Annotated in this window: 15 protein-coding genes; 1 reads left to right on the top strand and 14 read right to left on the bottom strand. The window is 54.6% G+C overall.

From position 1 onward, the window contains the following. Positions 1-18: 18 nt before the first annotated feature. The 13 genes from BJ885_RS01795 to leuS all read right to left on the bottom strand — a co-directional run bounded on the left by BJ885_RS01795 (position 19) and on the right by leuS (position 13,808). Positions 19-972: a YbeF family transcriptional regulator gene (locus tag BJ885_RS01795; protein WP_032665064.1), complete on the bottom strand. Its 954-nt coding sequence runs from the start codon at positions 970-972 to the stop codon at positions 19-21. A 291-nt stretch (positions 973-1,263) separates the two neighbouring features. Next, positions 1,264-1,905, bottom strand: a complete 642-nt coding sequence (gene lipB, locus BJ885_RS01800; protein WP_059346342.1) for a lipoyl(octanoyl) transferase LipB — start codon at positions 1,903-1,905, stop codon at positions 1,264-1,266. A 94-nt stretch (positions 1,906-1,999) separates the two neighbouring features. Beyond that, complete coding sequence (gene ybeD, locus BJ885_RS01805) at positions 2,000-2,263, bottom strand: DUF493 family protein YbeD (protein WP_006177135.1); 264 nt, start codon at positions 2,261-2,263, stop codon at positions 2,000-2,002. 106 nt (positions 2,264-2,369) lie between these two features. Then, positions 2,370-3,581, bottom strand: coding sequence for a D-alanyl-D-alanine carboxypeptidase DacA (gene dacA, locus BJ885_RS01810; RefSeq protein ID WP_014069323.1), 1,212 nt, complete (start codon positions 3,579-3,581; stop codon positions 2,370-2,372). A 139-nt stretch (positions 3,582-3,720) separates the two neighbouring features. Further along, positions 3,721-4,833, bottom strand: coding sequence for an endolytic peptidoglycan transglycosylase RlpA (gene rlpA / locus BJ885_RS01815; protein WP_023310745.1), 1,113 nt, complete (start codon positions 4,831-4,833; stop codon positions 3,721-3,723). Positions 4,834-4,849: 16 nt separating this feature from the next. Then, on the bottom strand, positions 4,850-5,962 hold the full coding sequence (gene mrdB / locus BJ885_RS01820; protein WP_023310746.1) for a peptidoglycan glycosyltransferase MrdB: 1,113 nt from the start codon (positions 5,960-5,962) through the stop codon (positions 4,850-4,852). Positions 5,963-5,964: 2 nt separating this feature from the next. Next, positions 5,965-7,866: a peptidoglycan DD-transpeptidase MrdA gene (gene mrdA / locus BJ885_RS01825; protein ID WP_023310747.1), complete on the bottom strand. Its 1,902-nt coding sequence runs from the start codon at positions 7,864-7,866 to the stop codon at positions 5,965-5,967. 28 nt (positions 7,867-7,894) lie between these two features. Continuing rightward, a complete protein-coding gene (rlmH, locus tag BJ885_RS01830) occupies positions 7,895-8,362 on the bottom strand; it encodes a 23S rRNA (pseudouridine(1915)-N(3))-methyltransferase RlmH (protein ID WP_023310748.1) in 468 nt (155 codons plus the stop codon). Positions 8,363-8,365: 3 nt separating this feature from the next. Next, complete coding sequence (gene rsfS, locus BJ885_RS01835; RefSeq protein ID WP_023334893.1) at positions 8,366-8,683, bottom strand: ribosome silencing factor; 318 nt, start codon at positions 8,681-8,683, stop codon at positions 8,366-8,368. A gap of 269 nt (positions 8,684-8,952) precedes the next feature. Next, positions 8,953-9,618: a nicotinate-nucleotide adenylyltransferase gene (gene nadD, locus BJ885_RS01840; protein WP_029740134.1), complete on the bottom strand. Its 666-nt coding sequence runs from the start codon at positions 9,616-9,618 to the stop codon at positions 8,953-8,955. After that, a complete protein-coding gene (gene holA / locus BJ885_RS01845; RefSeq protein ID WP_121931063.1) occupies positions 9,611-10,642 on the bottom strand; it encodes a DNA polymerase III subunit delta in 1,032 nt (343 codons plus the stop codon). The genes nadD and holA overlap by 8 nt, the downstream gene beginning before the upstream one ends. Next, positions 10,642-11,211 carry an LPS assembly lipoprotein LptE gene (lptE, locus tag BJ885_RS01850; protein ID WP_029740136.1) on the bottom strand — a complete coding sequence of 190 codons (570 nt, stop codon included), beginning with the start codon at positions 11,209-11,211 and terminating at the stop codon, positions 10,642-10,644. Before lptE ends, holA begins: the two co-directional genes overlap by 1 nt. A gap of 14 nt (positions 11,212-11,225) precedes the next feature. After that, a complete protein-coding gene (gene leuS, locus BJ885_RS01855; protein WP_147449203.1) occupies positions 11,226-13,808 on the bottom strand; it encodes a leucine--tRNA ligase in 2,583 nt (860 codons plus the stop codon). Between the two features lie 214 nt (positions 13,809-14,022). Here leuS and BJ885_RS01860 point away from each other — a divergent pair, with 214 nt between their 5' ends. Then, a complete protein-coding gene (locus BJ885_RS01860) occupies positions 14,023-14,505 on the top strand; it encodes a zinc ribbon-containing protein (protein ID WP_029740138.1) in 483 nt (160 codons plus the stop codon). A 54-nt stretch (positions 14,506-14,559) separates the two neighbouring features. On the opposite strand, the gene rihA is transcribed toward BJ885_RS01860, so the two are convergent. Further along, on the bottom strand, positions 14,560-15,501 hold the full coding sequence (gene rihA, locus BJ885_RS01865; RefSeq protein WP_029740139.1) for a pyrimidine-specific ribonucleoside hydrolase RihA: 942 nt from the start codon (positions 15,499-15,501) through the stop codon (positions 14,560-14,562). Positions 15,502-15,511: the final 10 nt, after the last annotated feature.

Genomic DNA, 15,511 nt, shown 5'->3' on the forward strand with positions numbered 1-15,511 from the left:
TTGTGCTGGCTAAACCTGTCAGAAGGCCTGACGGATAATGCGGATGACGTTTTCCAGGACCGGATCGCGCAAACTCAGCTTGTTGTAATGCAGTGAAATCTCGATAGATTCCGCATTAAGCTGACTGAGCGGGATGCTTTCCAGCGGCCAGCATTTTTGTAGCAGGCTGTACAGGCGTGATGGCATAACGCACAGCATGTCGCTGCTGCCGATCAGGGATGCGGTGGTAAACATATTGTAACTGCTGAAGCTGATCTGACGTTCCGGGAAAATTTCATCAATACGCTGACGAAGTGCATGATTAGATTGCCCTTCGGTCATGAAAGATGAGTGATCGTAGTTGCGCAGGTTTTCGATGGTTAACGGCTCGCTAAGAGCAGGATGCTGCTGGCGGCAAACCAGTACCAGATTATCCGCATAAAGCACATTTTGCCCCAGCGCTCTGGCACTGAAGCTGCCGCTTTCAATAATCAGGTCCGTCTGGAACTGGGCAAGCTGAATGTCAGGTTCATTGAGAGGCACATTGCGAAGCAGGAGCTGCGGAGCATGTTCTTTCACGGCCTGGAAGATCGCCGGCATCACCAGCACCCCCACAGAAGGGGAACAACCGATGGTGATGGTTCGCTGCTTATCATAGCTCCCGGTTAAATCCAGTGCGCCCAGAATCGACTCCAGCCCCTGGCTGATGTACTCATGGAGATGCGTGGCATAAGCCGTCGGCGTTACCCCCTGGCCCTTGCGGATAAATAATGGGTCAGGAAATATAGCGCGAAGCTTTTGGATTGACTGGCTTATTGCTGATGGCGTGAGATTAAGAATTTTCGCAGCGTTAACGATACCCTTATGGACATATACCGCCTCAAAAATAGTCAGTAAATTGAGATCAATATTACGTAAAGTCCGAAAAATTTGCGGCTTGTCTTCGCCACCGGGTTCATTCAGTCGTTTGGCTGGTAAATTATTATACTCCACGCTTTCACTCCGTATACATTCACAATATGAATGATAGTTGAATTTATTTATTATGCTTGTAGAGATTCGTAAAGTGTTGGTTTTGTTTCACTTGTTTATCAAAAGCAAACAGTTGAGTGATTATTGCTCACGTTACTTATGCCGTGTTTGCCGTGCTTGCTGGAGGCTAAATAATATGTAGCGGTAATATTCGGGCGCTTCGAAAATATAGAATCTGTGGATTATTGTAAAGTGCAAAAGCGGTAAATAAACAGTGGCCCGCCAAATTATCGAGCCCTGTTGTATGATGTATTAAGCAGAGATATATTCGTGTGGTGGATTGTTAAGTAGTGCTAAAACGTTCTTCAAAAGCACTGGACGAATAGTTTCTGGCGTAGCGGTTTCAACCCAATGGCGTACCTGCGTCATTTCCATGCCGGCATAGCCGCAGGGGTTAATGCGCTGGAAAGGCGCGAGGTCCATATTAATATTCAAGGCCAGGCCATGGAATGAGCAGCCTTTACGAATACGCAGCCCCAGGGAGCAGATCTTCATTTCCCCAACGTAAACGCCCGGCGCATCGGCGCGTGGATGCGCGTCAATACCATATTCCGCCAGCGTGTTGACGACAGTTTGTTCCAGTAAGGTAACCAGTTCACGTACGCCAAGCTTTCTGCGTTTCAGATTGAGCATGACGTACATCACCTGCTGTCCGGGCCCATGGTAAGTGACCTGACCGCCGCGATCGCTCTGGATAACCGGGATATCTCCCGTCATTAGCAAATGTTCTGCTTTACCCGCCTGGCCCTGCGTAAATACCGGGAGGTGTTCGACCAGCCAGATTTCATCCGGGGTGCTGTCATCGCGTGAATCGGTGAAGTCATGCATAGCCTGGGAGACAGGCTCATAAGGTTGCAGGCCGAGGTGACGGACCAGAATTTTATCCTGATACAAAACTGCGTCTCCGAAGACGAGGGACAAAAGGTGTGGGGGAGTATATCACAGCGGGGAGAGGGGTTACCCGGCAAACCGGGTAACCGCAAAGGGACTACAGCACCATACGAACAATTTCGATATTGCCGAGCTCTTCGTACAACGTTTCAACCTGCTCAATGTGTGTCGCAGTGATGGTAATAGAGACAGAGTGGTAGTTGCCCTTGCTGCTTGGTTTTACTGACGGAGAGTAGTCACCCGGCGCATGGCGCTGTACCACTTCAACCACCTGATCAACCAGCTCAGGTTTCGCCAGACCCATTACTTTGTAGGTAAATGAGGTAGGGAATTCAAGCAGTTCGTTAAGTTTGGTTTTCATGTCAGCTCCGGCGTAACGTCAAAAAATAATAACTCCCACGTCAGGTGGGAGTTATCAGGATACTTAGTATATGGGGATCAAAATCACACTTTCAAGTGTTCAATTTTTAACCAAACCAGTGGTGGAACATCAATTTAATGTAATCAATGATTTTGCCGAAGAAATTGCCTTCAGGAATTTCTTGCAGGACAACCAGCGGACGCTGATCGATCGTTTTTCCATCCAGCTGGAAGTTGATCGTGCCCACAACCTGGTTTTTCTGCAGCGGGGCATGCAGCTCGGTGCTGTTCAGCACGTAGCTGGCTTTCAGATCCTTCATGCGACCGCGTGGAATGGTCAGGTAGAGATCTTTATCAACGCCGAGTGAAGCACGGTCGTTGTCACCGAACCAGACGGGTTCAGACGCAAATTCTTTGCCTGCTTTCAGTGGGTTCACGGTTTCGAAGAAGCGGAAGCCCCAGGTCAGCAGTTTCTTGCTTTCTGTTTCACGACCTTTAAAGGTGCGGCCGCCCATCACGGCAGAGATCAGACGCATCTGACCTTCAGTGGCAGAGGCCACCAGGTTGTAGCCCGCTTTGTCGGTGTGGCCAGTTTTGATGCCGTCAACGTTCAGGCTGTTATCCCACAGCAGGCCGTTACGGTTGGTCTGACGAATGCCGTTGAAGGTGAACTCTTTCTCTTTATAGATAGAGTATTCATTAGGGACATCGCGGATCAGCGCCTGACCAATCAGGGCCATATCACGTGCGGAGCTGTACTGACCGTCTGCGTCCAGGCCGTGTACGGTCTGGAAATGGCTGTTTTTCAGACCCAGCGCGGTAACGTAGCTGTTCATCAGACCCACAAAGGCATCCTGGCTACCGGCGGCGAAATCGGCCATCGCCACGCAGGCATCGTTACCAGACTGCAGGTTGATACCACGAATCAGCTGGGAAACAGGAACCTGCATACCCGGCTTCAGGAACATCAGAGAGGAACCTTTGAACACAGGGTTTCCGGTTGCCCACGCATCGTTACCGATGGTGACCAGATCTGATTCTTTGAATTTACCTGCCTTCATCGCCTGGCCGATAACGTAGCTGGTCATCATTTTGGTCAGGCTGGCCGGGTCACGGCGGGCATCAGCATTCTGTTCTGCCAGCACTTTGCCAGAGTTGTAATCGATCAGGATGTAGGATTCCGCGTCGATTTGCGGAACGCCAGGGATCATGGTCTTGATATTCAGGTCATCGGCGTGAGCTGCAGAGAGAGCAGCAGCGCAAAGGGCCGTGGTCAGCGCCATGCGCTGCACAAAACGAGCAGAAAAAGTGGTCTTCATGGTCAGAACTACGACATCCGTGATGGAATTAAAAAAAGTGCCTTACTATAGCAAATGCTATTCAGGCAGGCATCCGACTTTAAGCATGAGTTTGTGAATGTGTTTTACACTAACTGACAATTCGGATACCGCCGGTTAATTATTTCGCAACAGCGATAAATGACTGAAGTTGAGCTTCATTCTGCAGACGCTGCTGCAGGGACGCGGCCTGCGATTTGCTGGCAAACGGCCCCATCTGAATGCGCCAGACCGCGCCGTTTTGCTCAACGCGTCCTGGTACGCCAAACTGCTGGCTCAGACGCTGTTGATACTGTTTGGCCCGGGCCTGATCGCTCACTGCGCCTACCTGAACCACATAGCTGCCGCTGGCCGCTGCTGGAGCCGCCACCGCCGCACTTTGCGTGGCCGCTGGCGCCGTTACGGGAGCCGGCTGGGTCGCTGGCGCAGCAACGGGAGCAGGGGCCGGAGTCGGCTCACTGCCTTCAAGAACGCCCGAGGCTAAGGTCGTCGGTGCGCCAAGAAAACCGCTACTCTTTACCGGCGCGCCGGTAGAATCCTCGCTTTGCAGCGTGTCATTGCTGATCGGACGAATTTCTCCCCCCGGCTGAGCAGGCTCTGCCGGAGACGAGACGCTTCCCATTCCGCCGTCAAGATTTGGGCGGTCAGGAAGGGCATAGGTCTGTTTTGCCACCGTCGTACACGCGGTACCCGGCCCGGAGAGCGAACCATCCTGTGCGACGATAATCGGATCAATACGGACTTTGGTGTTGTTCGAGGTGTTCAGGCGATCGGCAGACGCGCGCGACAGGGAAATCACCCGGTCATTTCCGTAAGGACCACGGTCGTTGATCCGCACGACGATCATACGGCCATTCGCCAGGTTGGTGATACGGGCGTAGCTCGGGATCGGCAGCGTCGGGTGTGCTGCCGTCAGCTGCATTGGGTCGAACGCTTCCCCGGAAGCCGTCAGGTTACTGCCTGGCTCGGCATCATAAATGGCGGCAAAGCCCGCCTGACTGAAACGGGAAGGATCCTGAACAATTTTATAGCTTTTGCCGTCGCGCTCGTAATCCTGATTGGCACTGGCATTCAGCGGTTCATAAACGGGATCGGCACCGCTGATTTCAACGATCGGGCCATTACACACCGCAGGCTGCGGCGGCGCGACGGTTGCCTGTTGCTGACCATCATCACTTGTGCAGGCCGCAAGTAAACTTGCCGCGATGCAGATCCCCAGCCACTGCTTACGCATTCCGATCCCCTTATTTTTATACGCTTTTTGACAACATTTTTCTGTGGGTATGGATCGACATCACGATACCAAACCCGGCCATCAACACGATCAGTGCCGAGCCTCCGTAACTCACCAGCGGCAGCGGTACGCCTACCACCGGCAGAATACCACTCACCATACCAATATTTACGAAGACATAAACGAATAAAATCAGCATCAACCCGCCAGCCATGACGCGACCAAAGGTGGTTTGTGCGCGTGCTGCAATCCACAATCCTCGCATAATCAGCAGGACATACAGCGCCAGGAGTATCAGGATGCCCACCAGCCCAAGCTCTTCCGCCAGTACGGCGAAGATAAAGTCGGTGTGGCGTTCCGGTAAGAATTCCAGCTGCGACTGCGTGCCGTGCAGCCAGCCTTTACCGCGCAGCCCGCCGGAGCCAATCGCAATCTTGGACTGAATAATATGATAGCCCGCGCCCAGCGGATCGGTTTCCGGATCGAGCAGCATCATGACGCGCTGACGCTGGTAATCATGCATCAGGAAGAACCAGAGGATAGGAATGAACGCCGCAATCAGCACCACCGCGATACCAATCAGACGCCAGCTCAGACCCGACAGGAAAAGGACAAACAGGCCGGAGAGGGCGATAAGGATTGAGGTACCGAGGTCAGGCTGCGCCGCAACCAGCAGCGTCGGCAGGAAAATCAGCACCAGCGCGATGGCGGTATTTTTCAGAGACGGCGGACAGACGTCGCGGTTGATAAAGCGTGCCACCATCAATGGAACGGCGATTTTGGCAATTTCCGAAGGCTGGAAGCGGACAACGCCCAGATCCAGCCAGCGCTGCGCCCCTTTTGAAATGGCGCCAAACGCATCTACCGCAACCAGCAAAATAATACAGAAGATGTAGAGGTAGGGGGCCCAGCCTTCGTAGACGCGCGGCGGGATTTGCGCCATCACCACCATAATGATCAGACCCATGGCGATCTGGCCGATTTTACGCTCCATCATGCCGATGTCCTGGCCGCTGGCGCTCCAGATAACCAGGGCGCTGTACACCAGCAGAGCCAGCAGGATCAGCAGCATGGCTGGGTCGATGTGGATTTTATCCCACAGCGATTTTTTATTTGGATTATCCGTCATGATTATTGGTCCTCCGCCGCAGCGGCGGCCGGGTTTTCAGCCGGCAGTTCGGTGTTGTTATCACCCAGCATAATGTGGTCAAGGATCTGGCGCATGATGGTCCCTACTGCTGGCCCGGCACCGCCGTTCTCCAGAATCATCGCCACCGCGACCTGCGGGTTATCATAAGGGGCAAACGCCGTCATCAGCTTATGGTCACGCAGACGTTCAGCAATGCGGTGCGCGTTATAGGTTTCATTGGCTTTCAGACCAAATACCTGGGCAGTACCGGACTTTGCGGCCACTTTGTACGGCGTACCGGCGAAGTACTTGTGCGCGGTCCCGTTCGGGCGGTTTGCCACGCCGTACATACCGTCTTTCGCAATTTCCCAGAAGCCGGAATGAATGTCACCCACCGGGGCCTCGTGCGGCTGGTTCCACGGCACTTTTTTGCCGTCTTCAACCGTGCTCTGCAGCAGATGAGGCACTTTTACCACGCCGTCATTGATGAGGATCATCATGGCTTTGTTCATCTGAATCGGCGTCGCCGTCCAGTAACCCTGGCCGATACCTACCGGAATGGTGTCACCCTGATACCACGGTTTTTTAAAGCGCTTCAGCTTCCATTCACGCGTTGGCATGTTGCCAGAACGTTCTTCTGAAAGGTCCACGCCGGTGTAATGCCCGTAGCCGAATTTACTCATCCACTCTGACAGGCGGTCGATACCCATGTCATACGCCACCTGATAGAAGAAGGTATCCGCAGATTCCTCCAGCGATTTGGTGACGTTCAGATGACCGTGGCCCCATTTTTTCCAGTCACGATAGCGCTTGTCTGAACCCGGCAGTTGCCACCAGCCCGGGTCAAACAGGCTGGTATTACGGTTGATAACGCCGGCACTCAGCGCAGAGACCGCCACGTACGGTTTAACCGTTGATGCCGGCGGGTAAACCCCTTGCGTCGCGCGGTTCACCAGCGGCGTGTTCGGGTCATTCAGCAGACCGGAATAGTCTTTACTGGAAATTCCGTCAACAAAGAGGTTCGGGTCATAGCTAGGCATGGAGACCATAGCCAGGATGCCGCCGGTACGAGGATCGGTGACCACAACGGCTGCACGGCTGCCCGCCAGCAGGGTTTCGATATACTGCTGAAGTTTAAGATCGAGCGTCAGATAGACGTCATGCCCCGCCTGAGGAGGCACTTCTTTCAGCTGGCGGATCACGCGGCCGCGGTTGTTAACTTCAACCTCTTCATAGCCGGTTTGCCCGTGCAGAACGTCTTCGTAGTAACGTTCGATCCCCAGCTTACCGATATCGTGCGTAGCAGCGTAGTTGGCCAGCTTGCCGTCTTTATCAAGGCGGTCGACGTCTTTGTCGTTAATCTTGGAAACGTAGCCAATCACATGCGTTAGCGCGGAGCCGTAGGGATAGTAGCGACGCTTATATCCTTTCACTTCCACGCCGGGGAAACGGTACTGATTCACCGCAAAGCGGGCTACCTGGACTTCCGTAAGATTGGTTTTAACCGGAATCGAGGTGAAGCGGTGAGAGCGGGCGCGCTCTTTTTTGAAGGCCGCGATATCGTCATCGTTAAGGTCGACAACGCTTTTCAGCGCTTCCAGCGTATCCTGCACATTATCGACTTTTTCCGGCATCATCTCGATTTGATAGATGGTGCGGTTCAACGCCAGCGGAGTGCCGTTACGATCGTAAATAATGCCGCGGCTGGGTGCGATAGGCACCAGCTTGATGCGGTTTTCGTTTGAACGCGTCTGGTAGTCGGTAAAGCGGACAATTTGCAGATTATAGAGGTTGGCAATCAGCACGCCGGTAAGCAGCAAAATCCCGGTAAAGGCGACCAGCGCCCGGCGCACAAACAGCGCGGACTCAGCCGTATAGTCGCGAAAAGAATTCTGTAGTTTCATCCGCTGCTTAATCTACCCTGGTCAGTCATTACTCGCGGTGATAGGGGTGGTTGGTAGTAATGCTCCACGCGCGATACAGGCTTTCTGCCACCAGTACCCGAACGAGCGGGTGGGGAAGCGTCAGCGCGGAGAGAGACCAACTTTGTTCAGCCGCCGCTTTGCAGGCAGGGGATAACCCTTCTGGTCCGCCAATCAACAGACTGACGTCACGACCATCCTGCTTCCAGCGCTCCAGTTCTTGCGCCAGCTGCGGCGTATCCCAGGGTTTACCTGGAATATCGAGGGTGACGATGCGGTTTTTGCCTGCGGCAGCCAGCATCAGTTCGCCCTCTTTATCGAGAATACGTTTGATATCGGCGTTCTTGCCGCGCTTACCGGCGGGAATTTCCACCAGCTCGAACGGCATGTCTTTTGGAAAACGACGCAAATATTCAGTAAAACCGGTTTGTACCCAGTCCGGCATTTTGGTGCCGACGGCGACCAGCTGCAACTTCACGCATTAACCCCAGAGTTTTTCCAGCTCATACAGGCGACGGCTCTCGTCCTGCATGACGTGGACAATCACATCGCCGAGGTCGACTACTACCCAGTCAGCCGTCGCTTCACCTTCAACACCCAGCGGTAACAGCCCTGCTGCACGCGATTCCTGAACCACGTGATCGGCAATTGAAACAACATGACGCGTCGATGTACCGGTGCAGATGATCATGCAGTCGGTAATACTGGATTTACCCTTAACGTCGATAGCGATGATGTCCTGACCTTTCAGGTCATCAATTTTGTCAATAACAAAATCCTGGAGTGCTTTACCCTGCAAGTTTTCCCCCTGGGGTGAATGAGATTGTAAAACTTTGAATTCGTAGCCAGACAGTATACCTGAACTCACGCCTGCGTCGGGACAAATGTCTCCGGCCGGGCTTTTGAAGGCGGGTATCATCCCACCCTCCGCCTGAGATTGCATTGCCATTTTTGTAAAACAATTTCTGTAAAGCAACGATCGGCGGGAAAGTCTGGCAGCGGAGAATAACAGTATGGCTTACCCTGTCAAGGCAGGATAAACAATAAGCCGCTTTTTATGCTCTCCGGCTATTCATCTGCGCTTTTCTGGTACAAACCGTGCGCATGGATATAGGCCAGCACCGGGGTTGGCAGCAGATCGTCACACGCTAAACCCTGCTGTAAACGCTCGCGAATGAGGGTTGCAGAGATATCGAACCACGGCGTTTCCGCCAGATAGATCTTCCCGGCAGGCTGGTTGTGAAGATCTTCAACATTATCGGTGAGATGGTCTTCCAGCCACTGCTGGTACTGCTCTTCGCGCATGGTCAGCGGATAGCCAGGACGGCGGCAGACGAGCAGGTGGCTGTTCTCCAGAATGGTTTCATACTGATGCCACGTAGGGAAATTCAGCAGGGAATCCTGGCCGATGATAAAAGCCAGCGGCTGGTCTGGTCCTTGTTCGGCGCGCCACTCCTGAAGCGTCTGAGACGTCCAGGAGGGCGTGTCGCGACGCAGCTCACGCTCGTCAAGGCGGAATAGCGGTTTATCTGCGATGGCAAGTGCAAGCATCTCTTTTCGCTGCTCGCTGGTCGCCTCGGGCTGTGGACGATGGGGCGGGACATTGTTGGGCATGATGGTGACGCGCTGAAGTCCGATCAGATTCGCCAGAATTTCAACCGGCTTCAGATGGCCGTAATGTACCGGGTCGAAGGTGCCGCCATATAAGGCCTGTAAAGAATGCATACTATCCATCAATAAAAACGTCTGCCAGCGCCTTGTGGCAGAGCAGCAGAGAAAGGCTTTCCAGCTCCGCCCAGACCGATTGGCCGTAATATTGTTTTAACGTGAGCTCAGCGCGCATCAGAAGCTGCACAGCCTGACGAAGCTGTTCATGACTCAGGCGGTTGACGGCCTCGGTGGTCAAAGCGCGGCGATTTTGCCACACGCGGTGTTTATCAAACAGCGAACGCAGCGGCGTATGGGCAGACTGACGCTTGAGCGTAATCAGCAGCAGCAATTCGCGCTGCAGCGTACGCAGCAGAATAACCGGTTCGCTCCCTTCGAGACGCAGCTGTTGCAGAATATGCAGGGCGCGTTTGCTCTTCGCCGACAGCAGCGCGTCCACCCAGTGGAACGGCGTGAAGTGCGCCGCGTCGTTAACGGCCTGCTCGACGCGCGGCAAGGTCAGCTTGCCATCCGGCCAGAGCAGGGAGAGTCTGTCCAGCGCCTGCGCCAGGGCCAGCAGGTTACCTTCATAGCAGTAGCAGAGCAGCTGATTCGCAGCATCATCCAGCTGAAGGTTGTTCTGCTTCGCTCTCGCTGCCACCCATTTGGGCAGATGCGCCTGTTCAGGCGTCTGACAGGTGACCTGCACCGCGTGGGCTGCGAGTTGGGTGAACCACGCCGCATTTTCCTGCGCTTTGGTGAGCTTGTTGCCGCGCACAATCAGCAGCAGATCGCTGTGAAGCAGGCTGACCAGCGTCGCCAGCTGTTCATTGATGGCCGCGTTAGGGCCGTTCTCCGGCAGCAGGATCTGAATAGTCTGGCGCGACGCAAAAAGGCTCATCGCCTGACAGAGTGAGAAGAGGGCATTCCAGTCGGTGTTGTTATCCAGCTGGACGGTGTGGTGTTCATCGAAGCCCTGAGAGGCGGCCTCATGCCGCACGGCATCCAGGCTTTCCTGAAGTAATAACGGATCGTTTCCAAGAAGCAGATACGCCGCGCGCAGCCCTTCTTTGAGCTGCGCGCGGAGTTGTTCAGGATACAGCCTGATCATCATTTACCCAGAGAGTTAGCAGCAGGAAGCGTGCCGGCAACCGGTTTTTCAACAATGTCAGAGCCTTGTCTGGTAGACGCTGCAATAGCTGGCAGTTTGCGGATCAGCTGTTCTGCCACCTTGTCGTACATTTCGTTGATGATAATCTGCTGTTCGGCATCTTTTGCCAGCGCCGTCTGCGGGTTATCGAAGAACGAACGGTACACTTTAGCGCTGATTGGGTAGATGTCTTTGCCTGGGATCAGAACGGCTGCATTGACCGTCATAACCATCTGGTATTCAGCGGTACGACCATCCTGGAAGATAGATGCCGTATCTTTGCCGAGAGTCATCCCCAGGACACGCAGAGAGGGAATGTCCTGGCGCAGCGTTTGTTTCTCAACAAGCTCAACGCCGTTCAGACGCAGCTGATTACGAATTGCCCGGCTGAGTGGACCATTCGGATCTGATGAGTCGAAAATCATCGTTTTCATCTCAGCAGGCACCGCCGTGGTATTGCGCAGGTGCCAGCCACAGCCGGCGGTGACAAGCACCGCCAGTGATAAGAGTATTGTTGCCAGTTGTCGCACGTTTCCTCCCGCGCTTAGCCAACGACCAGATTGAGCAGTTTACCCGGTACGTAGATCACTTTACGTACGGTAACGCCCTCAAGATATTTTGCGACCAGAGGTTCCTGGCCCGCGCGCTCGCGAACCTGTTCTTCGGTTGCATCGACCGCCACGGTAATTTTACCGCGGACTTTGCCGTTTACCTGGACCACAACCAGCGTCGTGTTTTCCACCATCGCTGATTCGTCTGCCACTGGCCACGGCGCGTTGTCGATATCGCCTTCGCCTTTCAGCTCCTGCCACAGGGTAAAGCTAACGTGCGGAGTGAACGGATTCAGCATGCGAACAACAGCAAGCAGCGCTTCACGCATTAAGGCACGATCCTGCTCGCCGTCCTGCGGAGCCTTCGCCAGCTTGTTCATCAGTTCCATAATAGCCGCAATTGCGGTATTGAAGGTCTGACGACGACCAATATCATCGGTCACTTTCGCAATCGTTTTATGAACATCACGACGCAGTGCCTGCTGATCTTCAGTCAGTGCGGCGGCGTTAAGCGCCGGGGCATCGCCCAGTGCAGTGTGTTCGTAAACCAGTTTCCAGACGCGTTTCAGGAAGCGGTTCGCCCCTTCCACGCCGGACTCCTGCCATTCCAGGGTCATGTCCGCCGGAGAGGCAAACATCATGAACAGACGCACGGTATCCGCACCGTAACGCTCAACCATCACCTGCGGATCGATACCGTTGTTTTTCGACTTGGACATCTTGCTCATGCCGGTGTAGACCAGTTCATGACCTTCGGCGTCTTTCGCCTTAACGATACGGCCCTTCTCGTCACGCTCGACGATCGCATCAACCGGTGAAACCCAGTTACGCTCGCCGTTGGCACCAACGTAATAGAACGCATCTGCCAGTACCATGCCCTGACACAGCAGCTGTTTTGCTGGTTCGTCAGAGTTCACCATGCCTGCATCGCGCATCAGTTTGTGGAAGAAGCGGAAGTAGAGCAGGTGCATGATGGCGTGTTCGATGCCACCGATGTAGATATCTACCGGCAGCCAGTAGTTTGCCGCATCGGAATCGAGCATACCGTCCTGATACTGCGGGCAGGTGTAGCGCGCGTAGTACCAGGATGATTCCATAAAGGTGTCAAAGGTGTCGGTTTCACGCAGCGCAGGCTGTCCGTTGACGGTGGTTTTTGCCCACTCCGGATCGGCTTTGATCGGGCTGGTGATACCGTCCATGACCACGTCTTCCGGCAGGATCACCGGCAGCTGATCTTCCGGGGTTGGCATCACGGTGCCATCTTCCAGCGTCACCATCGGGATTGGCGCACCCCAGTAACGCTGACGGGACACGCCCCAGTCGCGCAGACGGAAGTTAACTTTACGCTCGCCCACGCCCAGAGAGGCCAGCTTATCGGCGATGGCGTTGAAGCCCTCTTCGAAGCTGAGACCGCTAAATTCACCGGAGTTGAACAGGGTGCCTTTTTCAGTCAGCGCGTGTTCAGACAGGTCTGGTTCTGAACCGTCAGCCGCCAGGATAACAGGCTTGATGGACAGGCCATATTTGGTTGCAAATTCGTAGTCGCGCTGGTCGTGACCCGGAACAGCCATCACGGCGCCTGTGCCGTATTCCATCAGAACGAAGTTGGCGGCCCAGACAGGGATTGCTTCGCCAGTCAGTGGGTGAATGGCTTTAAAGCCGGTATCAACCCCTTTTTTCTCCATCGTCGCCATGTCGGCTTCGGCCACTTTGGTGTTGCGGCACTCGTCGATGAAGGTGGCCAGCTCCGGATTGTTTTCCGCTGCTTTCTGCGCCAGCGGGTGACCTGCGGCTACGGCCAGGTAGGTCGCGCCCATGAAGGTGTCCGGACGGGTGGTGTAGACAGTCAGGGGCTGGTCGTAGTTCTCAACGGTGAAGGTAATCTCCACGCCTTCAGAACGGCCGATCCAGTTGCGCTGCATGGTCTTAACGGTATCTGGCCAGTGATCCAGGTTATCCAGATCGTTCAGCAGCTCATCAGCGTAAGCGGTGATTTTGATAAACCACTGTGGGATCTCTTTACGCTCAACTTTGGTGTCACAGCGCCAGCAGCAGCCGTCGATAACCTGTTCGTTCGCGAGAACGGTCTGGTCGTTCGGACACCAGTTAACGGCAGAGGTCTTCTTATATACCAGGCCTTTTTTGTACAGCTCGGTGAAGAACTTCTGCTCCCAGCGATAGTATTCCGGGGTACAGGTTGCCAGCTCGCGGCTCCAGTCATAGCCAAAGCCCAGCATTTTGAGCTGGTTTTTCATGTACGCGATGTTGTCGTACGTCCAAGGTGCCGGTGCGGTGTTGTTTTTGACCGCCGCGCCTTCCGCAGGTAGACCGAACGCATCCCAGCCGATAGGCTGCAGAACGTTTTTGCCCAGCATGCGCTGGTAGCGTGCAATCACATCGCCGATGGTGTAGTTACGCACATGGCCCATGTGTAGTCGACCAGAAGGATAGGGAAGCATCGACAGGCAGTAATACTTCTCTTTGCTCTCGTCTTCGGTTACTTCAAAGGTGCGCTTCTCGTCCCAGTGTTGCTGGACTTTTGATTCTATCTCTTCCGGGCGGTATTGCTCTTGCATGGCAGCCAGTGGTCCTGTTTTCAATACAGCTACAAATGTAGCCAATGGATGTGGTAATTCAGATCCGCATAGCATAGCCCAAACGCCCGCGTCAAAACAGCCTTTCGCACAAATGCGCTTTGCAGGAATTTACCGGGTCTGTGCTTCACCTGACAAAGCGGCGATGAAATAAGGTCTATTATTAGAAATAGTTACTTACCCGGGAGGCAAAATGATGAACAAGGTTGCTCAATTTTACCGCGAACTGGTGGCGACACTGACGGAACGGCTGCGTAACGGCGAGCGAGATATCGACGCGCTGGTGGAGCAGGCGCGTGCCCGCGTGACGCAAACGGGTGAGTTAACGCGAACCGAGGTGGAAGAGGTGACGCGCGCCGTGCGTCGCGATCTGGAAGAGTTCGCGCGCAGCTACCAGGAGAGCCAGGAGGAGGTCACGGACAGCGTTTTTATGCGAGTGATTAAAGAGAGCCTGTGGCAAGAGCTGGCCGACATCACGGATAAAACGCAGCTGGAATGGCGCGAGGTCTTTCAGGATTTGAACCATCACGGTGTTTATCACAGTGGTGAGGTGGTCGGCTTGGGAAATCTTGTGTGCGAGAATTGCCACCATCATATTGCGGTGTATACACCGGATGTTCTACCGATGTGCCCGAAATGCGGCCACGATCAGTTCCAGCGCCGGCCGTTTGAGCCCTAGAAAAGCAAAACTGTTTGCACCCTCTCCCCGTGGGAGAGGGTTGGGGTGAGGGCATCAGGCCGCACTATAGTAAGCAAGTCTCTCCGCCAGCAAATCCACAAACGCCTCGCGATCAATGTCCACCATCACCGTGGTGTTCGCTTTATTCCCCGTCAGCGAGTAGTAATCCACCACCGTCATTCCCTGGGTGTATTTTCCCTGCGTCTCAACGCCAACCCATCTGTCCACCGTGGTGAACATCTCCGGCTTCAATAGCCAGGCAATGGTGCACGGGTCGTGCAGCGGCGCGCCGTGGAAGCCCCACTTCTCGGCTTTGTGATACTCCATAAAGAAGTCGAGCAGCTCGGCCACGGTTGTCGCAACCGGGTTGCCCACCGAGCGGAAACGCTCAATATCGTCCGCCATAATCTGCGCGCGGTGGGTAACGTCCAGTCCGGCCATCACAATAGGCAAGCCGGACTGGAAGACGATTTCCGCCGCTTCCGGGTCGACAAAGATGTTGAACTCCGCCGCAGGCGTCCAGTTCCCCAGCCCCATGGCCCCGCCCATAATCACAATACGGGCAATTTTATTATGCAGCTCAGGATGGCTGTTCAGCAGCAGCGCAACGTTGGTTTGCGGTCCGGTTGCCACCAGCGTTACCGGTTCCGCGCTTTCGCGCAGCACCTTCGCCATCAGCTCCACGGCGGTACAGTTTTGCGGCGTGAAACCCGGCTCCGGCAGTGCCGGACCGTCCAGCCCGCTTTCACCATGAACGCTGTCGGCAATAATCAGCTCGCGCATCAGCGGCTTCACGGCCCCGCCGGCGACAGGAATATCGGTGCGTTTGAGCAGCGTGAGCATGCGCAGCACGTTGCGCAGGGTTTTGTCTGGCGTCTGGTTTCCGGCGGATGAGGTGACGGCTTTCACGTCGAGTTCAGGGGAGGCAAGTGCAAGGACGAGCGCGATCGCGTCGTCATGACCCGGATCGCAATCGAGAATAATAGGCTGTCCCATAGCGTTCTCC

It is taken from the genome of Enterobacter sp. WP_7_1, assembly GCF_003688535.1.
Taxonomy (GTDB): Bacteria; Pseudomonadota; Gammaproteobacteria; order Enterobacterales; family Enterobacteriaceae; genus Enterobacter; species Enterobacter asburiae.